This is a genomic window from Kluyvera sp. CRP (genome assembly GCF_019930565.1).
Taxonomy (GTDB): domain Bacteria; phylum Pseudomonadota; class Gammaproteobacteria; order Enterobacterales; family Enterobacteriaceae; genus Kluyvera; species Kluyvera georgiana_A.
Genome location: NZ_CP082841.1, coordinates 2,678,980 through 2,702,216 on the forward strand (window position 1 = coordinate 2,678,980; position 23,237 = coordinate 2,702,216).

The 23,237-nt window shown below is 54.3% G+C and carries 24 protein-coding genes; 7 read left to right on the forward strand and 17 right to left on the reverse strand.

What is annotated here, in order from left to right:
- Window positions 1-13: 13 nt before the first annotated feature.
- A complete protein-coding gene (gene pnuC / locus K7B04_RS12600; protein ID WP_223802184.1) occupies window positions 14-733 on the forward strand; it encodes a nicotinamide riboside transporter PnuC in 720 nt (239 codons plus the stop codon).
- On the opposite strand, the gene zitB is transcribed toward pnuC, so the two are convergent.
- Window positions 730-1,674 carry a CDF family zinc transporter ZitB gene (gene zitB / locus K7B04_RS12605; RefSeq protein WP_163449187.1) on the reverse strand — a complete coding sequence of 315 codons (945 nt, stop codon included), beginning with the start codon at window positions 1,672-1,674 and terminating at the stop codon, window positions 730-732. The genes pnuC and zitB overlap by 4 nt on opposite strands.
- Before the next feature lie 334 nt (window positions 1,675-2,008).
- On the opposite strand from zitB, the gene aroG reads away from it, so the two are divergent.
- On the forward strand, window positions 2,009-3,061 hold the full coding sequence (gene aroG, locus K7B04_RS12610; RefSeq protein WP_163449188.1) for a 3-deoxy-7-phosphoheptulonate synthase AroG: 1,053 nt from the start codon (window positions 2,009-2,011) through the stop codon (window positions 3,059-3,061).
- A 108-nt stretch (window positions 3,062-3,169) separates the two neighbouring features.
- Here the strand turns inward: aroG and gpmA are convergent, their stop codons facing one another.
- From gpmA to modE, 7 genes are all read right to left on the reverse strand, one after another.
- On the reverse strand, window positions 3,170-3,922 hold the full coding sequence (gene gpmA / locus K7B04_RS12615) for a 2,3-diphosphoglycerate-dependent phosphoglycerate mutase (RefSeq protein ID WP_065355548.1): 753 nt from the start codon (window positions 3,920-3,922) through the stop codon (window positions 3,170-3,172).
- Window positions 3,923-4,183: 261 nt separating this feature from the next.
- Complete coding sequence (gene galM / locus K7B04_RS12620; protein WP_163449190.1) at window positions 4,184-5,227, reverse strand: galactose-1-epimerase; 1,044 nt, start codon at window positions 5,225-5,227, stop codon at window positions 4,184-4,186.
- On the reverse strand, window positions 5,221-6,369 hold the full coding sequence (gene galK, locus K7B04_RS12625; protein WP_163449191.1) for a galactokinase: 1,149 nt from the start codon (window positions 6,367-6,369) through the stop codon (window positions 5,221-5,223). The genes galM and galK overlap by 7 nt, the downstream gene beginning before the upstream one ends.
- Window positions 6,370-6,371: 2 nt before the next feature.
- Window positions 6,372-7,418: a galactose-1-phosphate uridylyltransferase gene (gene galT, locus K7B04_RS12630; protein ID WP_065355550.1), complete on the reverse strand. Its 1,047-nt coding sequence runs from the start codon at window positions 7,416-7,418 to the stop codon at window positions 6,372-6,374.
- A 10-nt stretch (window positions 7,419-7,428) separates the two neighbouring features.
- The gene (gene galE / locus K7B04_RS12635; protein WP_163449193.1) at window positions 7,429-8,445 is read right to left on the reverse strand and encodes a UDP-glucose 4-epimerase GalE; all 1,017 of its coding nucleotides are present in this window, start codon (window positions 8,443-8,445) and stop codon (window positions 7,429-7,431) included.
- A 215-nt stretch (window positions 8,446-8,660) separates the two neighbouring features.
- Window positions 8,661-10,130, reverse strand: coding sequence for a molybdate ABC transporter ATP-binding protein ModF (modF, locus tag K7B04_RS12640; protein WP_223802185.1), 1,470 nt, complete (start codon window positions 10,128-10,130; stop codon window positions 8,661-8,663).
- Window positions 10,131-10,197: 67 nt separating this feature from the next.
- Window positions 10,198-10,986: a molybdenum-dependent transcriptional regulator gene (modE, locus tag K7B04_RS12645; protein ID WP_163449195.1), complete on the reverse strand. Its 789-nt coding sequence runs from the start codon at window positions 10,984-10,986 to the stop codon at window positions 10,198-10,200.
- A gap of 130 nt (window positions 10,987-11,116) precedes the next feature.
- Here modE and K7B04_RS12650 point away from each other — a divergent pair, with 130 nt between their 5' ends.
- The 4 genes from K7B04_RS12650 (at window position 11,117) to modC (ending at window position 13,968) form a co-directional block, all read left to right on the forward strand.
- Window positions 11,117-11,266, forward strand: a complete 150-nt coding sequence (locus K7B04_RS12650; RefSeq protein ID WP_064548379.1) for an AcrZ family multidrug efflux pump-associated protein — start codon at window positions 11,117-11,119, stop codon at window positions 11,264-11,266.
- 177 nt (window positions 11,267-11,443) lie between these two features.
- Window positions 11,444-12,217: a molybdate ABC transporter substrate-binding protein gene (gene modA, locus K7B04_RS12655; protein WP_223802186.1), complete on the forward strand. Its 774-nt coding sequence runs from the start codon at window positions 11,444-11,446 to the stop codon at window positions 12,215-12,217.
- Entirely contained in the window at window positions 12,217-12,906 is a 690-nt protein-coding gene (gene modB, locus K7B04_RS12660; RefSeq protein ID WP_163449197.1) for a molybdate ABC transporter permease subunit, read from the forward strand. The genes modA and modB overlap by 1 nt, the downstream gene beginning before the upstream one ends.
- A gap of 3 nt (window positions 12,907-12,909) precedes the next feature.
- The gene (gene modC, locus K7B04_RS12665) at window positions 12,910-13,968 is read left to right on the forward strand and encodes a molybdenum ABC transporter ATP-binding protein ModC (protein ID WP_163449198.1); all 1,059 of its coding nucleotides are present in this window, start codon (window positions 12,910-12,912) and stop codon (window positions 13,966-13,968) included.
- On the opposite strand, the gene K7B04_RS12670 is transcribed toward modC, so the two are convergent.
- Window positions 13,969-14,787 carry a pyridoxal phosphatase gene (locus tag K7B04_RS12670; RefSeq protein WP_223802187.1) on the reverse strand — a complete coding sequence of 273 codons (819 nt, stop codon included), beginning with the start codon at window positions 14,785-14,787 and terminating at the stop codon, window positions 13,969-13,971.
- A 117-nt stretch (window positions 14,788-14,904) separates the two neighbouring features.
- Here K7B04_RS12670 and pgl point away from each other — a divergent pair, with 117 nt between their 5' ends.
- Window positions 14,905-15,900, forward strand: a complete 996-nt coding sequence (pgl, locus tag K7B04_RS12675; protein WP_163449200.1) for a 6-phosphogluconolactonase — start codon at window positions 14,905-14,907, stop codon at window positions 15,898-15,900.
- 44 nt (window positions 15,901-15,944) lie between these two features.
- On the opposite strand, the gene K7B04_RS12680 is transcribed toward pgl, so the two are convergent.
- The 8 genes from K7B04_RS12680 to K7B04_RS12715 all read right to left on the reverse strand — a co-directional run bounded on the left by K7B04_RS12680 (window position 15,945) and on the right by K7B04_RS12715 (window position 23,087).
- Window positions 15,945-17,150 carry a PTS transporter subunit EIIC gene (locus K7B04_RS12680; RefSeq protein ID WP_223882112.1) on the reverse strand — a complete coding sequence of 402 codons (1,206 nt, stop codon included), beginning with the start codon at window positions 17,148-17,150 and terminating at the stop codon, window positions 15,945-15,947.
- A 98-nt stretch (window positions 17,151-17,248) separates the two neighbouring features.
- Window positions 17,249-17,608, reverse strand: coding sequence for a PTS sugar transporter subunit IIB (locus K7B04_RS12685; protein WP_163449202.1), 360 nt, complete (start codon window positions 17,606-17,608; stop codon window positions 17,249-17,251).
- A gap of 2 nt (window positions 17,609-17,610) precedes the next feature.
- Window positions 17,611-17,925, reverse strand: a complete 315-nt coding sequence (locus tag K7B04_RS12690; RefSeq protein WP_163449203.1) for a PTS lactose/cellobiose transporter subunit IIA — start codon at window positions 17,923-17,925, stop codon at window positions 17,611-17,613.
- A complete protein-coding gene (locus K7B04_RS12695; RefSeq protein ID WP_163449204.1) occupies window positions 17,922-18,644 on the reverse strand; it encodes a 6-phosphogluconolactonase in 723 nt (240 codons plus the stop codon). The genes K7B04_RS12690 and K7B04_RS12695 overlap by 4 nt, the downstream gene beginning before the upstream one ends.
- On the reverse strand, window positions 18,644-20,023 hold the full coding sequence (locus K7B04_RS12700; RefSeq protein ID WP_223802188.1) for a glycoside hydrolase: 1,380 nt from the start codon (window positions 20,021-20,023) through the stop codon (window positions 18,644-18,646). The genes K7B04_RS12695 and K7B04_RS12700 overlap by 1 nt, the downstream gene beginning before the upstream one ends.
- Window positions 20,024-20,095: 72 nt before the next feature.
- Window positions 20,096-20,845, reverse strand: a complete 750-nt coding sequence (locus tag K7B04_RS12705) for a GntR family transcriptional regulator (RefSeq protein ID WP_167576370.1) — start codon at window positions 20,843-20,845, stop codon at window positions 20,096-20,098.
- Window positions 20,846-21,048: 203 nt separating this feature from the next.
- Window positions 21,049-22,332 carry a putative acyl-CoA thioester hydrolase gene (locus K7B04_RS12710; protein ID WP_163447120.1) on the reverse strand — a complete coding sequence of 428 codons (1,284 nt, stop codon included), beginning with the start codon at window positions 22,330-22,332 and terminating at the stop codon, window positions 21,049-21,051.
- 197 nt (window positions 22,333-22,529) lie between these two features.
- A complete protein-coding gene (locus tag K7B04_RS12715; RefSeq protein ID WP_223804163.1) occupies window positions 22,530-23,087 on the reverse strand; it encodes an MltR family transcriptional regulator in 558 nt (185 codons plus the stop codon).
- Between the last annotated feature and the right edge of the window lie 150 nt (window positions 23,088-23,237).

Genomic DNA, 23,237 nt, shown 5'->3' on the forward strand with positions numbered 1-23,237 from the left:
CGCTGGAGTTGAAATGGATTTTTTTAGCACGCAAAACATTCTGGTGCATATCCCGCTTGGGGCGGGCGGTTACGATCTGTCGTGGATTGAGGCCGTAGGCACCATTGCCGGTCTGCTTTGTATCTGGCTGGCCAGCCTTGAGAAGATCGTTAACTACCTGTTTGGTCTGATTAACGTCACGCTGTTTGCGATTATCTTTTTCCAGATCCAGCTGTACGCCAGCCTGTTGTTACAGCTTTTCTTCTTCGCTGCCAACCTCTACGGCTGGTACGCCTGGTCGCGGCAAACCAGCCAGAATGAAGCCGAGCTGCAAATTCGCTGGCTGCCGCTGCCTAAGGCGCTGTCCTGGCTGGCGGCCTGCGTGGTTGCGATTGCGCTGATGACCTTTTATATCGACCCGGTATTTGCCGTGCTGACACGGGTTGCCGTTAACGTCATGCAGGGGCTTGGTATGAATGTGGTAATGCCGACGCTGCAGCCGGATGCGTTTCCATTCTGGGATTCGTCGATGATGGTGTTATCGATTGCCGCCATGGTGCTGATGACCCGTAAATACGTCGAAAACTGGCTGCTGTGGGTGATTATTAACGTTATCAGCGTGGCTATCTTTACGCTTCAGGGCGTGTACGCGATGGCGCTGGAATACCTGATCCTGACGTTTATCGCTCTTAACGGTAGCCGGATGTGGATGAATAGCGCGCGTGAGCGTGGCTCTCGCGCGCTATCTCATTAGTGATGGTGATGATGCCCGTGTCCGGTATGCACCTCATTAAGGTGGCATTCCGGGCCGCTACAGGGCTGATACTCCATCTGCACCGTCGCGTGCTCAATCTGATAGTGCTCCTCGAGGAAGTGATGAATACGGTCGAGCAGCGCGTCGTGGTCGTGCGGTGGGACAACCTGCACATGCAGGGTCATTAGCGGTTTTTCGCCTACCAGCCAGACGTGGACGTGGTGCACGTCGCGGACCTCCGGCAGTGAGCGACGCATATTGCGCTTCAACGCCGCCACGTCAATAGACTGTGGTGCACCTTCCAGCAGTTCGTTAACGCTCTCTTTCAGCAGCGACCATGCGCTGCGCAGCACCAGGCAGGACACCAGCACTGAGAGAATCGGGTCGATAGGCGTCCAGCCGGTGATCATGATCACCAATGCGGCAATAATCGCGCCAACCGAGCCGAGGAGATCGCCCATGACGTGCAGCGCGGCGGCACGTACGTTGAGATTTTTTTCCTCGCTACCACGATGCAGGATCCAGAACGCCAGCACATTTGCCAACAGCCCGGCGACGGCAATCACCATCATGGTCACGCCAGCCACAGGCTGGGGGTGATTGAAACGTTGCACCGCCTCCCAGACGATCAAAATGATAATAAACAGCAGCGCGATGGCGTTCACGAAGGCGGCGAGGGTAGTGAGACGCAGCCAACCGAAGGTGTGGCGTGTGCTCGGTGGCCGACGAGCAAAGTTGACTGCCAGCAGGGCAAACAGCAGGGCGGCGGAGTCGGTCAGCATGTGCCCTGCATCGGCTAATAACGCCAATGAACCGGAAATCAACCCGCCAATCGCTTCCACGACCATGAATCCGGCGGTAACGCCGAACGCCAGCAGTAAACGACGGGCATTACTATCATCCTGCGTGGCGTGAGAATGTGAATCCTGCCTGTGCGCCATGACGCTATTCCTTTCGTATGTTGAATGTGACTATCTGACATCATTGCAGATCTTTGCTTTTTGCGCACAGAAATAGATGACGTCGAATGATGGATTAAAATAGTACATTCACCGCCTGGTGAATATGAATTATATTGTTTTTCATCTTATTGTTGGTGTTATATCTTGCTTGTTTGCGGTTATTAGCCGGGTATTTGCTATTAAATTCTATTTTGTAGGGTTTTTTTAGTCATTATCCGGCTAAAGTGTAAAAGTCAGTTTACACTTTTTGAGTTGCGATATAGATTGGAGGGATTGCACTCAATTGTATAAGTATGGCAACACTGGAACAGTCATGAATTATCAGAACGACGATTTACGCATTAAAGAGATCAACGAGTTATTACCGCCAGTCGCACTCCTTGAGAAATTCCCCGCTACCGAAAACGCCGCGAATACCGTATCTCATGCGCGTAAAGCGATCCATCAGATCCTGAAAGGGGCGGACGATCGTCTGTTGGTGGTGATCGGTCCGTGTTCTATCCACGATCCCGTCGCGGCGAAAGAGTATGCTCAGCGCCTGCTGAAAATTCGTGAAGAGCTGAAGGGCGAGCTGGAAATCGTCATGCGCGTCTATTTTGAAAAGCCGCGCACCACCGTGGGTTGGAAAGGGCTGATCAACGACCCGCATATGGATAACAGCTTCCAGATCAACGATGGCCTGCGCATTGCGCGTAAGCTGCTGCTGGACATTAACGACACCGGTCTACCGGCCGCGGGCGAGTTCCTGGATATGATCACCCCGCAGTATCTGGCTGACCTGATGAGCTGGGGCGCCATCGGCGCGCGTACTACCGAATCTCAGGTGCATCGCGAGCTGGCTTCCGGTCTTTCTTGTCCGGTTGGTTTTAAAAATGGCACCGATGGCACCATTAAAGTGGCCATTGATGCGATTAACGCCGCTGGCGCGCCGCACTGCTTCCTGTCGGTGACCAAGTGGGGGCATTCCGCCATCGTGAACACCAGCGGTAATGGCGATTGCCATATCATCCTGCGCGGCGGTAAAGAGCCAAACTACAGCGCTTCCCACGTGGCGGCGGTGAAGGACGGCCTGGCGAAAGCGGGGCTGCCGGCACAAATCATGATCGACTTCAGCCATGCTAACTCCTCTAAGCAGTACAAAAAACAGATGGAAGTGGGCGCAGACGTCTGCCAGCAGATTGCCAACGGCGAGAAAGCTATTATGGGCGTGATGATCGAAAGTCATCTGGTGGAAGGCAATCAGAATCCGGACAGCGGCGAGCCGCTGGTGTATGGCAAGAGCATCACCGACGCCTGCATTAACTGGGAAGATACCGATACGATTCTGCGCCAGTTGGCGGAAGCGGTAAAAGCGCGCCGCGGATAAAAAACGCATCCGGGCGACGCTCGGTAGGCCGGACAAGGCAATGCCGTCATCCGGCAATAAAAAAGCGTGGAATATTCCACGCTTTTTTCGTTTAACCCGGGAGGAAAATTACTTCGCTTTACCCTGGTTTGCCACCGCAGCGGCTTTCGCGGCGATTTCGTCTGCGTTGCCCAGGTAGTAGTGTTTGATCGGCTTGAAGTTCTCGTCGAACTCATACACCAGCGGCACGCCAGTTGGGATGTTCAACTCGAGGATTTCATCTTCGCCCATGTTGTCCAGGTATTTCACCAGCGCGCGCAGGGAGTTACCGTGAGCGGCGATGATCACACGCTCACCGCTTTTCAGACGCGGCAGAATGGTTTCGTTCCAGTAAGGCACCACGCGCTCGATGGTCAGCGCCAGGCTCTCGGTGGTCGGCAGCTCTTTATCGGTCAGTTTGGCGTAGCGCGGGTCGTGGCCCGGGTAGCGCTCGTCGTCTTTGGTCAGCTCCGGCGGGGTCACCGCGAAGCCGCGACGCCACTGTTTAACCTGCTCATCACCGTATTTCTCAGCGGTTTCGGCTTTGTTCAGACCCTGCAGCGCACCGTAGTGACGCTCGTTCAGTTTCCAGGATTTTTCAACCGGCAGCCAGGCCTGATCCAGTTCATCCAGTACGTTCCACAGCGTGTGGATGGCACGTTTCAGCACAGAGGTATAAGCAAAGTCGAAGCTGAAGCCTTCTTCTTTCAGCAGTTTGCCCGCTGCTTTTGCTTCGCTGACGCCTTTCTCGGACAGATCAACATCGTACCAACCGGTAAAACGGTTTTCGTTGTTCCACTGACTTTCACCGTGACGAACCAGTACCAGCTTAGTTACAGCCATACTCTCACTCCTCAAGCTTTATTGAATGATAACAATTCTCATTATATTGCCGTGATAGCCTCAGCGGCAACGCTTATGCATAACCATAGCGAAAATAGTGCTCCAGTGTAAGGTGCATGTGAACTCAGCGTTATTATTTTGTCTTGGTGTGATGCTATTTTCAGCGATATGCCTAAAAGATCGACGTGGTGAAGGGGCGGGGGATGTCTGACATCACACCATGCGCCCGGGCTACATCGGTTTGTCGCCCGGGCCAACAGGTCATGATAATGCGATAAACTGATATTCCGTCAGGCTGACGTACTCTTCACCCGGCTGCAACACGCAGTCCGGCTGCGGCCACTCGGGATGGTTTGGCGTATCAGGTAGGAATTCGCTCTCCAGCGCCAGCCCCTGCCACGTATCGTACGGCTGTGAGGTACGGGAAAGCGTGCCCTTCAGGAAGTTGCCCGAGTAGAACTGAATCGCCGGCGCCGAGGTATAAACGGCCATCTGCAGCTTTTTATCCTGCGACCAGACGTTGGCAACCACCTGAGTGGCGTCGCCTTTGGCCTGCAGCAGGAATGCGTGGTCGTAGCCGTTAACCTTCCGCTGATCGTCGTCGCTGAGGAAATCCTGCGCCACGGCTTTCGGCTGACGGAAATCGAAGCTGGTATTGGCGACCGCTTTCAGCCCATCATGAGGGATCCCGTTCTCATCGACTGGCAGATAGTCATCAGCCAGTAGCTGTAGCGTGTGGTTACGTACGTCGGTCTGCTCACCATCGAGGTTAAAGTAAACATGGTTAGTGAGATTCACCGGACAGGCTTTATCGACGGTGGCGCGATACTCGATGGAAATCCGGTTATCATCGGTCAGGCGATAGATAGCTTTGGCCTGTAGCTCGCCCGGATAGCCCTGGTCGCCGTCGGGTGAGGTCAGCGTAAAGACCGCTTCGGTTTCGTTCTGTGACGCGATAGACCAGCGGCGCTTGTCGAAACCTTCCGGGCCGCCATGCAACTGATGTTCGCCCTGGCTTGGCGCGACATCAACCGTTTTGCCGTCAAGCGTAAAGCGGCTATTGGCGATACGGTTGGCGTAGCGACCAATGGAGGCGCCGAGGAAGGCCGCCTGTTCGCTATACTGCTCCGGCGAGGCGCAGCCCAGTAGCGCTTCACGTACGCTGCCATCTTTCAGCGGAATACGCGCCGACAGCAACGTGGCGCCCCAGTCCATTAAGCTCACGACAACACCATTTGCATTACGTAGCGTCACCAGGCGATATGGCTGGCCGTCGGCGGCCAGCGCGGGAGTTTCTCTTAACACTGGCCAGCTCCTTGTGACGGTTTGCACACGTAGAAGGTCTCTTTGATGCCGGTTTTCGCTTCATACTGCTCGGCAACCGCCTGTTTCACCGCCGGGACCAGTGCTTCAGGGATCAGCGCTACGATGCAGCCGCCGAAACCGCCGCCGGTCATGCGTACGCCGCCCTGGTCGCCGATGGTCGCTTTAACGATCTCGACCAGCGTATCAATCTGCGGCACGGTGATTTCGAAGTCGTCGCGCATTGACGCGTGAGATTCTGCCATCAGTTGGCCCATACGCAGCAGGTCGCCTTTCTCCAGCGCGCTGGCGGCTTCTACGGTACGGGCGTTTTCGGTCAGCACGTGACGGACACGTTTGGCAACGATAGGGTCAAGCTCGTGGGCGACAGCGTTGAACTCGTCAACGGTGACATCGCGCAGCGCCGGGCGCTGGAAGAAGCGTGCGCCGGTTTCGCACTGCTCGCGGCGGGTGTTGTACTCACTGCCGACCAGAGTACGTTTGAAGTTACTGTTGATAATCACCACCGCCACGCCTTCCGGCATGGAGACCGCTTTGGTGCCCAGCGTGCGGCAGTCGATCAGCAGCGCGTGGTCTTTCTTACCGAGCGCGGAGATCAGCTGGTCCATAATGCCGCAGTTGCAGCCTACAAACTGGTTTTCCGCTTCCTGGCCGTTCAGCGCAATCTGCGCGCCGTCGAGCGGCAGATGATAGAGCTGCTGGAATACGGTGCCGACCGCCACTTCCAGCGAGGCCGATGAGCTTAAACCCGCGCCCTGTGGCACGTTGCCGCTGATCACCAGATCCGCGCCGCCAAAGGCGTTGTTACGCTTCTGCAGATGTTTCACTACGCCGCGAACGTAGTTCGACCACTGTTGGGTGTCGTGGCTGACGATGGGCGCATCAAGGGAAAACTCATCGCTCTGGTTGTCGTAGTCGGCGGCGATCACGCGTACCAGACGATCATCGCGCGGTGAGCAACTGATGACGGTTTGATAGTCGATGGCGCACGGCAGCACGAAGCCGTCGTTATAGTCGGTATGCTCGCCAATCAGGTTAACGCGGCCCGGTGCCTGGATCACGTGGCTGGCAGGGTAGCCGAATTTTTCAGCAAACAGGGTTTGGGTGTTCTCTTTCAGACTCATTATTATTCTCCGGACTCGCGAAAGTGGATGTCGCTGACCGCGCGCAGGCGCTCAGCCGCTTGTTCTGCCGTCAGGTCACGCTGGGTCTCTGCCAGCATTTCGTACCCGACCATAAATTTACGCACGGTGGCCGAGCGCAGCAGCGGCGGGTAGAAGTGCGCGTGCAGCTGCCAGTGGGCGTTATCTTCCCCGTTGAACGGCGCGCCGTGCCAGCCCATAGAGTAGGGGAAGGAGCACTGGAACAGGTTGTCGTAGCGGCTGGTGAGTTTTTTTAGCGCCAGCGCCAGGTCTTCACTCTGCGCGTCGGTTAAGTCGGTGATGCGCAGCACGTGTGCCTTTGGCAGCAGCAGCGTTTCAAACGGCCAGGCGGCCCAGTACGGGACCACCGCCAGCCAGTGCTCGGTTTCGACGACCGTACGGCTGCCATCGGCCAACTCGCGGTTAACGTAGTCAACCAGCATGGAAGAACCCTGCTCGCGGTAGTACTCGCGCATCAGGCGGTCTTCACGCTCAATTTCGTTCGGCAGGAAGCTGTTGGCCCAGACCTGTCCGTGCGGGTGTGGGTTGGAGCACCCCATCGCCGCGCCTTTGTTCTCAAATACCTGAACCCACGGATACTGTTGGCCCAGTTCTGCGGTCTGTTCCTGCCAGGTTTTCACCACCGATTGCAGCGCGTCGAGGCTCAACTCCGGCAGCGTTTTGCTGTGGTCCGGCGAGAAGCAGATAACGCGACTGGTGCCGCGCGCGCTCTGGCAGCGCATCAGCGGATCGTCGCTTTCCGGCGCGTCCGGCGTATCGGTCATCAGCGCCGCGAAATCGTTGGTAAATACATAGGTGCTGGTGTAATCGGGGTTTTTATCGCCCGTCACCCGGGTATTACCCGGGCATAAAAAGCAGTCCGGATCGTGTGCGGGCAGCGTCTGTTTTGACGGTGTCTCTTGCGCCCCCTGCCAGGGGCGCTTTGCACGATGCGGTGAGACAAGGATCCACTGGCCGGTTAACGGATTAAAACGGCGATGTGGATGGTCGACGGGGTTAAATTGCGTCATTGCAAAATCCTTAATCGGGATATCCCTGAGGATGACGGGACTGCCAGTTCCAGGTGTCCTGCGCCATTTCATCAAGGTTACGGGTTACGTGCCAGTTCAACTCTTTATCGGCTTTGCTTGCGTCAGCCCAGTAAGCCGGGAGATCGCCATCACGACGCGGAGCAAAGTGATAGTTAATCGGTTTGCCGCAGGCTTTGCTGAACGCGTTAACCACATCAAGCACGCTGCTGCCAACGCCTGCACCAAGGTTATAAATATGCACGCCGGCTTTGTTGGCCAGTTTTTCCATGGCGGCAACGTGGCCGTCGGCGAGGTCCATCACGTGGATGTAGTCGCGCACGCCGGTGCCGTCTGGGGTGGGGTAGTCGTTACCGAAAATGGCCAGCGATTCACGGCGGCCTACAGCCACCTGCGCGATGTACGGCATCAGGTTGTTAGGAATACCCTGCGGGTCTTCACCCATATCGCCAGACTGATGTGCGCCAACCGGGTTGAAGTAGCGCAGCAGCGCAATGCTCCAGTCCGGCTGCGCTTTTTGCAGGTCGGTGAGGATCTGTTCAACCATCAGTTTGCTTTTGCCGTACGGACTTTGTGGGGTACCGGTCGGGAAACTTTCAACGTAAGGAATTTTCGGCTGATCGCCGTAGACGGTGGCCGAGGAGCTAAAGATGAAGTTTTTGACATTTGCAGCGCGCATGGCGGCAATCAGGCGTAGAGTACCGTTGACGTTGTTGTCGTAATACTCCAGCGGTTTCTGTACCGACTCGCCTACGGCTTTCAGCCCGGCAAAGTGGATCACCGCTTCAATGGCGTGATCGTGCAAGATCTCGGTCATCAGCGCTTCGTTACGAATATCACCTTCGACGAACTCTGCTTGCTTACCGCCCAGGCGAGCGATGACCGGCAGTACACTGCGCTTGCTGTTGCACAGATTGTCGAGGATAACGACGTCATGTCCCTGTTGCAGCAGTTGTACGCATGTGTGGCTTCCTATGTAACCGCTACCACCTGTAACCAATACTTTCATTTTTAGCTCCGTTAAGCTTATTTTATAGAAGTACCTTAGCATAACAGAATAGCCAAAAGTGTGATATGGGCTAAATTAGTGGAATCGTTTACACTGCTTGTCGCAACGTAATTAATTCTGATATTTGCATTTTAAATCAAAGGGGTTAACGGAATATTTTGATAAAAATCTGAAAAAAGCCGGAGTTCTATCGCCTCCGGCCTACGTCGTATTGCCTACAGTGGGCCAACCTCATAACGATAGCCGTCACCGTCGGCGACGAACTCCAGACGATGCGTAATACACTCCGGCGCATCCTCCGCATGGTGCGAGACAAACAGCAGTTGCGTTTTGCCTTCGCTAATCAGCACGTCGATAAACCGACGCACTACCAGACGGTTGAGCGGATCCAACCCTTGTAGCGGTTCGTCGAGGATCAGCAGCGTAGGGTGTTTCACCAGCGCGCGAACAATCAGCGCCAGCCGTTGTTGTCCCCAGGAGAGGCTGTGGAAAGGCGCGTCGGCGGTACGGGCATCCATACCGAGGATTGCCAGCCATTCGTCAACCAGCTTGTGCTGCTTATCGGAAACCGCCTGATAGATACCGATTGAGTCAAAGTAACCGGAGAGAATCACGTTACGTACCGTGGTGCTGACGCGATAGTCCAGATGCAGACTGCTGCTGACGTAGCCGATATGCTTTTTGATATCCCAGATGGTCTCACCGCTGCCGCGTCGGCGGCCAAAGAGCGTGAGATCGTTACTATAACCCTGCGGGTGATCGCCGGTGACCAGGCTCAGCAGCGTCGATTTTCCGGCGCCGTTGGGGCCAACGACCTGCCAGTGTTCACCGGGGGCGACCGTCCAGCTCAGGTGATTGATGATCGGACGATCGTTATAGGACACAACGCCGTCGCGCAGCACGATACGCGGCTGGTCGTCGGGTAACGCGAGGCGGGCGGAAGGGGCGTCAGGTTCCGGAAGGGTCATACCTGAAAGTTTTTCGCTGTGCGCCAGTTGGGCGATTAACGTCTGTTCGAGCAGCGCTTTTTTCTCGCCGATTTCCGTTAGCGTACAGTCTGCCAGCACACCGGCAAACGGCACGAAATCCGGGATGTCGTCGAAGCGGTTGAGCACCAGCACCAGCGTATAGCCTGCGTCGTGCAGCGTTGCCAGATGATCGGCCAGCTGGCGGCGTGAGCTCACGTCGAGGCCATCGAACGGTTCATCGAGAATCAACAGATCTGGCTGTGCCATCAGCGCCTGGCAGAGCAGGGTTTTGCGGGTTTCACCGGTCGACAGGTATTTGAAACGGCGCTCAAGCAGATGGCTGATGCCAAACTGCGCGGCCAACTGTGCGCAGAGCGCGGGGTTTTTGATTTCATCCTGAATAATTTGCGCGGCGGTACGCCCGGTGTCTTCTTCGTCCGGGCTGAGCATGTCGGTATTATTGCGCTGCCACTCATCGCTCACCAGCTTTTGTAGCTGCTCAAAGGAGAGACGAGTGATGCGGGCAAACTGGCTCTCGTGGCTACCGGAAAGCAGGGGGAGTTCACCCGCCAGCGCGCGTGCCAGCGCCGATTTACCGCTGCCATTACTGCCGACAAAAGCCCAGCTTTCTCCGGCGCGTAGCGTCAGTTGCTCAATTTTTAACGTTTTTGTATCGCTAAGACGAAACGTGCCTTGCGAAATTTGCAATGATGACATGATGTATCCCGTTTTTTGCAGCAATATGCATCAGGGATACGTCTTCCTCAGCGCAATGTCAATGCCATCAGCATAACGTGGCGATAATGATGCGATCGGCGTTAAAGAATGCTGTGACGTCAGCGCCTTCCTCCAGCGCTTGCGCCTCGTTCAGAGGTAAGGTGGCGCACAGGCTTTGCCCGTCCGGCAGCGTCATCAGCACTTCGCACTGCTCCGTACCGCGCTCGATATGGCTGATGCGACAAGCCAGCTGGTTATCGGCTTCGGCAGCCACCGCCGGGTCGCGAGTGACGTTGACCCACGGCGCCTTCAGCAGCACAAGCACCTCTTTACCTTCATCAAGCCCCAGGCGCTCGCCGCTTTGCGCGGTAATGGCAACCTTCAGGCGAGTGGAACCGTCGGCGAGCAGAATATCAACATGCTGCTGGACCTGCTGGTGGTCGCGGCGAGTGACGGTGCCAAACCATTGGTTGCGGGCGCTGGTTTGCAGCGAGAAGCGGGAGATCGCAGCCAGTAGGCTATCCAGAGGCAGCGCATCATCATCGCTCAGTACGTCAAAGGCTTTCTGCTGAATCTGCGCCAGCAGATCGTAAAGCTGAATCAGGCGCTGGCCATAGCGGGTCAAAACCGCGCCGCCGCCGCCTTTACCGCCGGTTGCACGGTCAACTAACGAGTGCTCGCTAAGTTGATTCATTTCATTAATGGCGTCCCATGCGCTCTTATAGCTGATGCCCGCATTTTTGGCCCCCTGGCTGATGGAGCCGGTCTGTGCTATTTGTTTGAGGAGCGAGATGCGGCGCGGATCGGCGAACAGGCGCTGCTGGAGCTTGAGGGTGAGAAGGATTTCAGCCTGCATAAGAGTATCCTGGCAAGTAAAAGGGCATTTTGACCCAAATGTCTGCGAGCGCAAAGCGCACCGCACAAAAGGGAGTGTATTTCTGCGATATCCGGTTACAATAGCAACATCACATTGTATGGAGTAAACCATGTTAGAGTTGTTGAAAAGTCTGGTATTTGCCGTAATCATGGTACCCGTAGTGATGGCTATCATCCTGGGGTTGATTTACGGTCTGGGTGAAGTGTTCAACATCTTCTCCGGCGTTGGTCATAAAGACAGCAGCCAGCAAAACCACTGATTTCCTCAAAAACGCCCGGTACTCCCGGGCGTTTTGCTATGAAGTTCCCGAAAACCCTGCCGATAATATCCCGTAAATGCAGCAACAATTCGCGAGTCTGTAATGCAATCATCGCGGAAAGTCCTTATACTTATCGTTATATTTTTATTTATATAACGTTGAGTTCAGGAGTGTTAAATGACAGGTTCATGGTTACGTCTTTTTGCTGGAGCAGCTTTAACGCTGTCGGTTGCAGGGCAAGCGTCGGCACAGGACGCGAAAATCACCGTTTTCGCCGCCGCTTCGCTGACTAACGCAATGCAGGATATCGCTAAAGAGTATAAAAAAGAGAGCAACGTTGACGTGGTTTCCTCTTTTGCTTCTTCTTCGACGCTGGCTCGCCAGATTGAAGCCGGGGCACCAGCCGACTTGTTTATCTCTGCCGATCAGAAATGGATGGACTACGCGGTAGATAAGAAAGCCATCGACACCACCACGCGTGAAACGCTGCTGGGTAACAGTCTGGTCGTTGTCGCGCCGAAGGCCAGCGAGCAGGGAGACATCACCGTGGACGCGAAAACCAACTGGACCAGCCTGCTGAAAGGCGGTCGCCTGGCGGTGGGCGACCCGGATCACGTTCCGGCGGGCATCTACGCGAAAGAAGCGCTGCAAAAACTCGGGTCGTGGGAGACGCTGTCGCCGAAACTGGCGCCGGCGGAAGATGTGCGCGGTGCGCTGGCGCTGGTTGAAAGGAGCGAAGCGCCGCTGGGAATCGTCTACGGTTCTGACGCGGTGGCCAGCAAAGGTGTTAAAGTGGTTGGTACGTTCCCGGAAGATTCCCATCAGAAAGTGGAATATCCGATTGCCATTATCGATGGCCATAAAAACGCGACCGTCTCGGCGTTCTATGACTACCTGAAAGGGCCGCAGGCGTCTGAAATCTTTAAACGTTACGGATTCACGACTCGCTAATGATATTGACCGATCCCGAATGGCAGGCGGTAGTGCTGAGCCTGAAAGTATCCTCCCTGGCAGTCCTGTTCAGTTTGCCGTTTGGGATCTTCTTTGCCTGGCTGCTGGTACGCCGCCATTTTCCCGGCAAGGCGCTGTTGGACGGCCTTATCCACCTGCCGCTGGTGCTGCCGCCGGTGGTGGTGGGCTATTTATTGCTGGTGGCGATGGGGCGTCGTGGCTTTATTGGCAGTTGGCTGTATGACTGGTTCGGCCTGACTTTCGCTTTTAGCTGGCGGGGCGCGGTGATCGCCGCGGCGGTGATGTCGTTTCCGCTGATGGTTCGGGCGATTCGTTTGGCGCTGGAAGGCGTCGACGTCAAACTCGAACAGGCGGCGCGTACCCTGGGCGCCGGGCGCTGGCGGGTGTTCTGCACCATTACGCTGCCGCTGATGCTGCCGGGCATTATCGTCGGTACCGTGCTGGCGTTTGCTCGTTCACTCGGCGAGTTCGGCGCGACTATTACCTTTGTCTCCAATATTCCCGGCGAAACCCGCACCATTCCGTCGGCGATGTACACCCTGATTCAGACTCCCGGCGGCGAAAGCGCCGCGGCCCGTCTGTGTCTGATTTCTATCGTTCTGGCGCTGATTTCGCTGATGATTTCCGAATGGCTGGCTGGCGTTAGCCGCCGCAGGATGGGGGCGTAAACCATGCTGGAACTGAACTTTAGCCAGACGCTGGGCACGCACTGCCTGGAAATTAATGAATCGCTGCCGGCTTCCGGGATCACCGCCGTATTCGGTGTTTCAGGGGCGGGCAAAACCTCGTTGATTAACGCTATCAGCGGGCTCACCAAACCGCAGCAGGGGCGCATTGCGCTCAACGGCCGCGTGCTGAACGACGTTGAGCAGGGGATCTGCCTGGCGCCGGAGAAACGCCGTATCGGTTATGTGTTCCAGGACGCGCGACTGTTCCCGCACTACAAGGTACGCGGTAATTTGCGCTACGGTATGGCGAAAAGCATGGCGGAGCAGTTTGATAAACTGGTGGCGCTGCTGGGCATTGAGCCGCTGCTCGATCGCCTGCCGGGCAGTCTGTCCGGCGGTGAAAAACAGCGTGTGGCGATTGGTCGCGCATTGCTGACCGCGCCTGAGCTGTTGCTGCTCGATGAGCCGCTGGCTTCGCTCGACATCCCACGCAAGCGTGAACTGCTGCCGTATCTGCAGCGTCTGGCGCGGGAGATCAATATACCGATGCTCTACGTCAGCCACTCGCTGGATGAGATTCTGCATCTGGCCGATAAAGTGCTGGTGCTGGAAGGCGGGCAGGTCAAGGCATTCGGTAATCTGGAAGACGTATGGGGCAGCAGCGTGATGCACCCGTGGCTGCCGCAGGATCAGCAGAGCAGCATTCTGCGCGTGACGGTGCTGGAGCACCATCCGCACTATGCGATGACCGCGCTGGCCCTGGGCGACCAGCATATCTGGGTGAACAAGCTCGACAGGCCGCTACAGAGCGCGGTGCGCGTACGCATTCAGGCCACTGACGTGTCGCTGGTGCTGCAGCCGTCGCCTCACACCAGTATCCGCAACGTGCTGCACGCCAAAGTCCTTCAGTGCTATGACAATAATGGTCAGGTCGAAGTACAGCTGGACGTCAGCGGCCGTACGCTGTGGGCGCGTATCAGCCCGTGGGCGCGGGATGACCTGGCGGTGAAGCCAGGCCAGTGGTTGTACGCCCAGATAAAGAGCGTGTCGATTACCGCCTGATTACAGCAGGTGACGGTTGATGTAGTCGGCGATGGCATCGGTGGTGTTATCGCCGATAACCACGTTGGCGCGCGCTTTCACCGCGTCGACCGCATTGCCCATCGCCACACCGGTACCGGCGGCTTCCAGCATGCTGATATCGTTAAAGTTGTCGCCAAACGCCACCACGTCCTGCATCGACCAGCCCTGCGCGGTGATGAACTGCGTCAGACGTTTGCCTTTGCTGTTGCCCTGACGCGCGATATCCACCTGATCGTGCCACGACCATTCGCACTCCAGTTGCAGCGTCTGCTCAACGTGTTTCGCGAAGTTTTGCAGCTTTTCGCCGTCTTCATCGGTCAGGGCAAATTTCCAGACGTTATTCACTTCACGGGCGGCCTGCGCCAGCGAATCGACCTGAGTAAAAGACGGGCGCTGCGCTTCCGGCAGGCTCTGCGCCCAGTTGCTGGTGCGAATCACGTGGCCGGTTGGGTACTGGTACATCATGGTATCGTCGACATACATCAGGCCGTGAATCTGGTGCTCATCCAGCAGAGAAATCAGTTGTTGGGCTTTTTCGACCGGCATCGGATCGGCATCCAGTACTTTTTTTGCTTGATAATCATACAAGTAGGTGCCATTACAACAAATTGCAGGTGTATCCAGCGCCAGTGCCTGATAAAAAGGATGGATGGCAACGTGATGACGACCGGTGACGATCATTAATTGATAACCTGCCGCTTTGGCTCGATTTAGCGCTTCCAGGGAAGAGGGCAGGAGGGTTTTCTTTGGCGTCAGGAGCGTTCCGTCCAGATCCAGGGCAATCACACGTGCAGTCATAGTGTTGTCTCGAGTTTAAGAGAAAATTCGCTGTGCAGGATGGTACACCGAGATACCTGTACGGCAAAATGGTGTGATAAATAGCCGCAAATTATGTGTTTTCAGAAAGGAGTATTCATGAAACAGACCGTTTATACCGCCAGCCCGGAAAGCCAGCAGATCCACGTCTGGACGCTGAACCACGATGGCAGCCTGAAGCTGGTCCAGGTGGTGGATGTTCCGGGTCAGGTGCAGCCGATGGTCATCAGCCCTGATAAACGTTATCTGTACGTTGGCGTGCGTCCGGAATTTCGCGTGCTGGCCTACCGTATTGCGCCGGATGACGGTGCGCTGACCTATGAAGCTGAAGCGCCGCTGCCGGGCAGCCCGACGCATATTTCGACCGACCGTAAAGGCAACTTTATCTTCAGCGCTTCGTACAATCAGGCCAACGTGGCGGTCATTCGTCTGGAAGACGGCCTGCCGCGCGACACCGTGACGGTGGTGGATGGCCTGGAAGGTTGCCACTCGGCGAATATCTCCCCGGATAACCGCACCCTGTGGGTGCCGGCGCTGAAACAGGATCGCATCTGCCTGTTCACCCTGAGCGACGACGGTTTCCTGTCCGCGCAGAACCCGGCTGAAGTGACCACGGTAGAAGGCGCCGGTCCGCGTCATATGGTGTTCCATCCGAACGAACAGTACGGCTACTGTGTGAACGAACTGAACAGCTCCATTGACGTGTGGGAGCTGAAGGATCCGCACGGTAAGATTGAATGCGTGCAGACGCTGGATATGATGCCTGCTGATTTCACCGACACGCGCTGGGCGGCCGATATCCACATTACGCCGGACGGTCGTCATCTGTATGCCTGTGACCGCACCTCCAGCCTGATTACCGTGTTCAGCGTATCGGAAGACGGCAGCGTGCTGTCGCTGGAAGGTTTCCAGCCGACGGAAACTCAGCCGCGTGGTTTCAACATTGACCACAGTGGAAAATACCTGATTGCGGCAGGGCAGAAATCGCACCATATCGCGGTGTATGAAATTGCCGGCGAGCAGGGGCTGCTGCAGGAAAAAGGGCGTTATGCCGTGGGTCAGGGCCCAATGTGGGTAGTGGTTTACGCGCACTAAGTTAACGCATAAAACCACCTGCGTGACGCAGGTGGTTTTGTCCCTCAGAAATCCAGATCCAGAACGGCGTATTTCTGCTGTTCATCCTGCCGTTCGCTCTCCTTTTTCAGAATGCTGCGCTCGTACATTTTAAAGAATGGGTAGTACATCAGGAATCCGGCCAGAATTACCAGTATGGCGACGATTGGGCCGCGCCAGTCCATGGTGATGAAATACTGTGCAATCGGCGTGGGGATGCCGCCAACCTGAGCGACCGGCCCGCGGACCCATCCCATCTCGAAGATTAAATAGGTGATTGAAGCCAGAACGGGCGTTCCTAATACGAACGGAAAGAAAAAGTAGGGATTGAAGGCAATAGGAAAACCGTACACCACCGGTTCTGAAATGCCAAACAGCGAAGGCACGATGGCTGCTTTTCCTGCCGCTTTGAGCTGCGGAGCCCGGCTCATCAGACCCAGAATCGCGATAGCGCCGGTAATACCTGATCCGGTACAGGCCGCAAAGGCTCCCCACCATCCTTCCGTAAATACGTGTTCCGTAGGAAGGCCCTGGGCAAAGTTGGCGGCGTTCAATGACAGGTACTGGGTCATAAAGGGCAGCGTAAAGCCAATTAAAATCGCGTAGCCGTTTAAGCCGAAAAACCAGAAGATCATCTCCAGTAAAATAATCGTGAAAACCCCCCACACGGAATCGATGCCGCTGACCGCAGGGGCCAGAGCCGTCGTGAAGAGCTCTGGTACAATCTGTTGATTGAACAGCGCCTGGCTGGCAATGGAGATTGCGCACGCGATCATCACAACAAACAGCAGCGGAAAGATGGACTCGAAGGTTTTGGCTATCATATCGGGCAAGCCATTAATGCGGATGGTGATCTTTTTGCGATAGGCCCAGCTTATAAACTCGACGGTCGCCAGCGACGCGATGATTGCCACAAACAAGCCGCGGGAATCAAGGAAGGCGATGTTGATACTCCCCTCAATCATTTTGCTATTCAGAATCATGGTCACCATCACCGAGCTAATTATCGGGTATAGCGGAGCAACATTAATTTTCTGGGTATGATGATAGCTAATGGTTATCGCGCAATAGATCGACAACAGACCGAAAGTAAAGGTAAATGGAAGCTGTAATAGCGCGCCATAATTCGTAAAAAACTGGCTAACGGCGGTTTCCGGTGAAAACAGGCTACCTAATCCAGAAATGATTAAGCTGATGGAACCCACCATCAGAATCGCCATTAAGCTAATCATTCCATTCTTAATTGATGAAATAAAACGATTCTGCTCGATTTTGGTAGCAACAAAAACCATATTTTTCTCAAATTTATTGAGAAATATCGGAGTACTGGTCATTGAGAACCTTCCTTGCTCGGCCGATTCAGATGATATAAGTAGAGGGCTTGTTTCAGAATAAGCGCGCCATCGGCTAACCCATAGGCTTGACTATCAATAACCTCAATAGGTTTGCCATGTTGCCTGGCAATCGTCGTCAGATCGTCAATTTTATGCTTCATCTGGGGGCCAACCAGCACGAGATCGTAGTCGGCAATATAGGTATGCAGATCCCCTGCGTTTCGGGCATCAATACGAATATGCTGGCCTTTTAATTTTTCACTTTTCTCGACAACGTCACGCATTTTGCTCACCATCACGCTGGTGGATGCGCCTAAATTGCAGACAAGGAGAATAGCTAAGTTTTCATAGTTCATAGTCATCGTCCTGATAGTTTATTTTTATGTAGCTCGATAAATTCACGATAAATATTCTGTGCCAGCAGGACATTCATTAAATGATCCTGAGCATGAACAAACAGCATGGAAAATGCGATTGGCTGGCCGTTTATTTCGCCTTGTAGTGATTCACTTTGAATATGGTGCGCCTGCTGGAGGATGCTTTCAGATTCGTTAAAGCAACGTTCGGCTTCCGTTATATCGCCACTTTTCGCGGCCTTTAGCGCATCGTTTAACAGTGAGAAGCTTTCACCCGCGCAGGCGATGATGCTGAACCACCGCTGTTCATCGGTCATAGTATGTTCTCCACGTGGAAGACGGCGTCATCCAACAGCAGCTGCGTATTGTGATGCTGTTTCAGACTAGTGGCAGGGAGCGTCTCGTTTGGCGGGGTCATCAGCAGGCGTTGGATAATGTCCCGCTTATGCGCTCCGTTGGCGACAGCAATAATTTTTTCGCTGGCCAGGATATTGGCGATCCCGAGCGTAATTCCCTGACGCAATGTCGTGGTTTTGGGGAAATATTTCTGCGCGACGCGGACGGTGGTTTCGCTCAGGTTAGAGACATGCGCCAGCGAGCTAAACGCGACACCGGGTTCGTTGAGCCCCAGATGACCGTTCTGGCCTATACCTACCAGGACCAGACGAAGCGGCTGTTCGGTTAACAGCTGATTCATACGATGGCACTCTTCTTCCAGCGCATCTCCTGCGCGTCTGGCGTCAAACTGCCGTAGTTGGCCCGGTCGCAGCGATAAATGCTGATAGAGGTCATGGTGCATCGCATACTGGCAGCTACCTTCGTCCTGTGGACCGAAACCGACCCATTCATCCAGCCCGACCAGCGTGGCGCGAAGCGGAAAGGGGCGACGTTGGTATTGCGCCGCCACATAGCGATAAGCCAACTGCGGCGTATCACCAGAAGCCAGGCAGACAGAGCCTTCTTGCTGTAAGGCGGCGATGATGGCATCGCCGAGAAGCTGCGGGAATTGGTGTCGAGAACAAATCGCTAGCTCCATTAGCGCCACTCCCCGGTATAGTCCTGATATTCGTTCAGCAATTCGTCGAGAATTTGCGTAGCCACCGCGAAATCGTTGATCAAGGGATGAATCATTAATGCCCGAATCGCGCTCTGTTTGCATCTGTTCTCAATGGCATGGATCGTTAAATTTTCGAAATGTTTGATGGTCTCAATAATATGCATCTGATAATCCGGCATCTCCTCCACGCGGCGCGGAATAATCTGCCCATCACGCATATCACAGGTAATTTCAATGACGTCATCCGGCTGCAAGCCACGAATGCTGTCGTTGTTTTTCACCAGTATGGTCATAGGCCATGCGGTTTTTTTCTGTAGCCCTCGGATAATATTTAACGCAATCCCCGAATAACCACCGGTATCCGGTGCGGCCAGAAACGCTTCCAGATTTAAGGCTTTATAATGATTATCACGTCGGCCATTGCTCTCAATGGCAAAGTAGGAATTCTCTCGTTCCAGAAGATATGTGGAAAAAATAGCAAAACGCTCTTCTATACTGGCTGCATGGTGTTGCTTCAGGTCAGCAAGCATTCGCATATTAATATCCTGAATTAATTCACCTCGCGCATAACCATGACGGGAAATTGAGTGAATGATGGCATGGTGATTAAAATAGAAGTAGAGGTATTCATTTGGTAGTTCTTGTTTCAAAAAGTCTATTGTCGCGCGGTCAAAAAGCTTCATCTCCGTCTCTTTAAACAGTTGCTGATGACTGAGCACCTGTTCCGTGACGTCCTGAGCGTCGACGGTGAAATCACGATAGAACGACAGATGGTTCAAACCATAGCAGGTGGCGGAGAAACGCATAACGTCGACGTTGAGCAGTTGCGCCATTTCACGCATAAAACTCGCCGGGCCATCACAAATACCGTACACATTATCGTATCCGGCGTTAATCAGCGCCTGGGTAACAAGCCCGGAGGGGTTCGTGAAGTTAAAGAACAGGACATCTGTTGCCGAAACCTGACGCGCCAGTTCGAGATACTGCTTTAATACCGGGATAGAACGTAGCGACATCGCGAAGCCGCCAATGCCTGTCGTCTCTTGTCCCAGAATATTATATTTCTGGGCTAATCTTTCATCAAAAACTCGACCACTATCACCACCTACACGCAATGTGGTAATAACATAGTTGGCATCTTTTAATGCGATGTTGGGATCGGTTGTCAGACAAATAGTGACTCGGGGATTAATTTTTTCCACGATGGCTTGCGCCAGCCCACCGTAGATTGTTAATTTCTCCTCATTGCTGTCCATCAGACATATTTCAGTCAATGCAAGATCGGTTGCCTGCAATGCTAATGTTCTGGCCAGATATGGGGCACGAACGCCGCCCCCGCCTAATACGGTTAATTTCATTAAGGTCACTCCTTTTCAAGCGGTTAAGATATTCAACCGCAAATAAAACAGGCGCGTGACATCAGGAATCAATCAAACGGCAGTTATTGACGAGTTCATGGTCACGCCTTGAAGTTCGATGGTATATTCAAATTTACTGCCACGGGCTATTTCGATGGTATATTCAATGGGAATGTCATCCGAAAAAGCTATGCGCTCGATTTGTAGGCCGGGAGAGCCCGTTGTTTCATTAAGATGCTTAGCAATATCTTTCTTAATGTTTATGGCTCGGAAAGTATCAACAGCTCGACGAATTGAAAGATGATATTTCTCTTTTAACGCATGATATAAACCATAGTTTTCTATATCTTCTTTCTTTAATTCTGGAAAATTACTGGCAACGAGATAGGTCTCTTCATATAAAATAGGTTCGTTATCTGCAAGACGCAGACGGATGATATGATAGACGGCATCTTCTGTATTTAGCTTTTGCGTTATCCGGGTTGGCGGCGTTGTCAGGCTAAAGTGCAGCAGGGTGCTGCCCGGTGTTTTATGTAGACGTTTCATTTCCTCATGAAAGTTATAAACGGTCATCAGACTTTGTTTAACCGCTTGTCCTTGCACAAACATACCTTTGCCATGGATTTTCTTGATATATCCCTCTTTTTCAAGCTCTGACATAGCCTGACGGACGGTCGTGCGGCTGATCTCGTACTGCTGGCATAGCTCTCGCTCAAAGGGTAATTGCTCGCCTTCTTTGAATTCGCCCGCGCTGATTTGTTGCGTAATGAGCTCAAAAAGCTGAGCGTACAAGGGCAATTTGCTTTTTTTGTTGATGCGCATGGCAATCCATCCTCAATAAGAGCTGCGTTTAAGCGTGATAAGGATGTCATGACCTCGCTATGTCGTGATGTTAATTGCGTCACAAAGCGTGACGGTTTTGTGTTTATTTTTCTTTTAAAACAATAAGTTACTTGTTGTTTTAAGTTGAATAGGTATAAAAAAAGGCCCATGACAGTCATGGGCCTTTTCATCACTAACTGAAATTACTGCTTCGGTTCCGCCACAACATGACTGCCCACGCCGCGGTTGTTGTATTCCCACATGCGGTTGAAGTTGCGGTCGTTAAGATCGCGTTTAATCTGGCCTTTCTCGTCCTGCGCGCCGGTATTGCCGCTGAACGGACGTTTGGAAACGGCGGCGTCGGCCCACGGTTTCGCGGAATTAAAGCCTTCGTTGATCACGCTATCACGAATCACAACCTGGCCATTGGTGTTGCTATCCACGTCCAGCGAGCGGCCCAGCTGCGCCACGCCGTCACCGGCGGCGGTGAAGCGACTGTTGGTCGCCAGGAAGCCGTAGAAGATGTTGGCCTGGGTCGCCGGGGCGAAGACGTAGCCTTCCTGCTGGGTGCGGGAATTCACTACGCGGAAGTCGGTGTTGTCGAACACCACCGCGCCGCGGCCGGAAACGATATCCACATCGCCTTCGAGGTAGCTGTTGCTGACCAGCGTACGGGTCTGGCGGTTATTTTGCAGACGGTTATCAACGCCGCTGTTGGTCACGAAGAAGGTGTTCTGGCGGCCCAGGATATTGACGTTGTTAAGCTGGGTTTTGTCGCCATCGGTGCGCAGGGCTACCGCCTGGTGGGTACCGGCATCCACGCTGTCACCCAGATTGTTTTCAATCGTCAGGTTTTGCAGCTGTAAGCCATTGTTCTGTGACCACACGACCGCGGAGCACATCACGCCGATGGTGGCGCTGCGCTTGCTTTGGCAGCCATCAAACATGTACCACGCCGGTTTGCCCGGCATATATTTGCCGCCTGGGTTAACCAGTTTACGCCAGCTGGTCGGGTCGATTTCGGAATCGATGGCCAGGCCAATTTTTACGTCGATCGCTTTTTCACCGGTACCGTAGAGCGTCAGGCTGCCCGGAGCGGCCGGGATATAGACGGTGCCTTTATATTCACCCGGCAGTACGGCGATGTACAGACGAGAGCTGCTATGGCGCGCGATAGCGGCATCAACGGCATCCTGAATGCTGGTGTGCGTCACGCCCTCAGTCCCTGCCGGGCCAACCACGAAATCTGCTTTCGCCGGAACGGTGATAGAAGACGGGGACCAGGCGGCAGCGTTAGGATCTAACGAAGAGAAGTAACGCGCGGCAGTAAAGTTCTGCGCTTCGTCCGCCGACAGTACCGGACGGGAAGAGGTACCAGGTGCGGTCTGGTCAGAAGGGCGCTGATCCGCTGGGGTTGAGCTGCAAGCAGTCAGTGTCACGCCAAAAGCCAATGCCAGCGCCAGACGAGAAACCGAAAAAGTGTTCATGTTGCTCCAGGCTAATTAAGTAAAAGGGAATCCTGTAAAAGCAGCCTTTTTATACTAAGTTGAGCGAAACGGGAAGATGTGCTGACAAAAAATCGCCTGTTTTTTTGACAACTTATGTCAGCGAAAAGGAAAGCGGGCGAAAGGGGAGGAAGATAGCCATTGAAAGGCCTTATCCATCCGCCCTGGAGTGTTCGCGGCTAGAACGCTTTTTTGTGCGCCAGGCTGGTGACTAAATCGGTGATGCTGAGTACCAGCGTTGAACGCACCATTTGCTGATAGCGCTGTTCCTGCATGGTTCTCAGCGCGTCGTCGACCACGTCTTCCGGCAGGTGCAGCGTCGGCGGAGGCGGCAGCGTCGTCATGCAGTGCAGCATGTTGATCGGCCCCAGAATTTCGTCATCGGTAAAGCTGTAGATTTTGTTCTCGTGTGCCAGTTCGTTATTCAGCGCCAGTAACAGTTCAACGTCTTCATATTCATCGCGGCTGATGACGCCCAGGGCATAAATCAGCTTCAACCGTACCGGTAAATTAGCCAGCGGCCCACTGCCTTCCAGCAGCGGTTCCACCGCGTACTTCACCGCGTAATCGTCTTTCCGGAAAGCCTGCAAAATCAGCTGGTCGACCGCTTCAGACAGTAAGCCCACCGCGGTCTGTATAAAACCGGTTAGCGTCTGGCGGGCGTTAAGCCGCTCCAGGATGCGGTTCTCCGCCGCCTGATTTTGGGTTAAGTGCGCGTCGTCCATCATGGCCATCATCTTTGTTGTGCTTTCCGCTAACCGTGGCTTCTCTGGTGCCGTGTCCTTCGGACGCTCATTTTCTGCTGCTGGTTGCGCATTCTTGCGCAGGAGATTCAATTTCATCTTACCCTTCTTCATCGGGCGCGGCGGCCGTTAACCTCCGCGCCC

Excerpts from the sequence above, each read along its gene's own strand:
- pnuC (WP_223802184.1), top strand. The coding sequence starts at position 14 with ATGGATTTTTTTAGCACGCAAAACATTCTGGTGCATATCCCGCTTGGG.
- zitB (WP_163449187.1), bottom strand. The coding sequence starts at position 1,674 with ATGGCGCACAGGCAGGATTCACATTCTCACGCCACGCAGGATGATAGT.
- aroG (WP_163449188.1), top strand. The coding sequence starts at position 2,009 with ATGAATTATCAGAACGACGATTTACGCATTAAAGAGATCAACGAGTTA.
- gpmA (WP_065355548.1), bottom strand. The coding sequence starts at position 3,922 with ATGGCTGTAACTAAGCTGGTACTGGTTCGTCACGGTGAAAGTCAGTGG.
- galK (WP_163449191.1), bottom strand. The coding sequence starts at position 6,369 with ATGAGTCTGAAAGAGAACACCCAAACCCTGTTTGCTGAAAAATTCGGC.
- galT (WP_065355550.1), bottom strand. The coding sequence starts at position 7,418 with ATGACGCAATTTAACCCCGTCGACCATCCACATCGCCGTTTTAATCCG.
- galE (WP_163449193.1), bottom strand. The coding sequence starts at position 8,445 with ATGAAAGTATTGGTTACAGGTGGTAGCGGTTACATAGGAAGCCACACA.
- modF (WP_223802185.1), bottom strand. The coding sequence starts at position 10,130 with ATGTCATCATTGCAAATTTCGCAAGGCACGTTTCGTCTTAGCGATACA.
- modE (WP_163449195.1), bottom strand. The coding sequence starts at position 10,986 with ATGCAGGCTGAAATCCTTCTCACCCTCAAGCTCCAGCAGCGCCTGTTC.
- K7B04_RS12650 (WP_064548379.1), top strand. The coding sequence starts at position 11,117 with ATGTTAGAGTTGTTGAAAAGTCTGGTATTTGCCGTAATCATGGTACCC.
- modA (WP_223802186.1), top strand. The coding sequence starts at position 11,444 with ATGACAGGTTCATGGTTACGTCTTTTTGCTGGAGCAGCTTTAACGCTG.
- modB (WP_163449197.1), top strand. The coding sequence starts at position 12,217 with ATGATATTGACCGATCCCGAATGGCAGGCGGTAGTGCTGAGCCTGAAA.
- modC (WP_163449198.1), top strand. The coding sequence starts at position 12,910 with ATGCTGGAACTGAACTTTAGCCAGACGCTGGGCACGCACTGCCTGGAA.
- K7B04_RS12670 (WP_223802187.1), bottom strand. The coding sequence starts at position 14,787 with ATGACTGCACGTGTGATTGCCCTGGATCTGGACGGAACGCTCCTGACG.
- pgl (WP_163449200.1), top strand. The coding sequence starts at position 14,905 with ATGAAACAGACCGTTTATACCGCCAGCCCGGAAAGCCAGCAGATCCAC.
- K7B04_RS12680 (WP_223882112.1), bottom strand. The coding sequence starts at position 17,150 with ATGATTAGCTTAATGGCGATTCTGATGGTGGGTTCCATCAGCTTAATC.
- K7B04_RS12685 (WP_163449202.1), bottom strand. The coding sequence starts at position 17,608 with ATGAACTATGAAAACTTAGCTATTCTCCTTGTCTGCAATTTAGGCGCA.
- K7B04_RS12690 (WP_163449203.1), bottom strand. The coding sequence starts at position 17,925 with ATGACCGATGAACAGCGGTGGTTCAGCATCATCGCCTGCGCGGGTGAA.
- K7B04_RS12695 (WP_163449204.1), bottom strand. The coding sequence starts at position 18,644 with ATGGAGCTAGCGATTTGTTCTCGACACCAATTCCCGCAGCTTCTCGGC.
- K7B04_RS12700 (WP_223802188.1), bottom strand. The coding sequence starts at position 20,023 with ATGAAATTAACCGTATTAGGCGGGGGCGGCGTTCGTGCCCCATATCTG.
- K7B04_RS12705 (WP_167576370.1), bottom strand. The coding sequence starts at position 20,845 with ATGCGCATCAACAAAAAAAGCAAATTGCCCTTGTACGCTCAGCTTTTT.
- K7B04_RS12710 (WP_163447120.1), bottom strand. The coding sequence starts at position 22,332 with ATGAACACTTTTTCGGTTTCTCGTCTGGCGCTGGCATTGGCTTTTGGC.
- K7B04_RS12715 (WP_223804163.1), bottom strand. The coding sequence starts at position 23,087 with ATGATGGCCATGATGGACGACGCGCACTTAACCCAAAATCAGGCGGCG.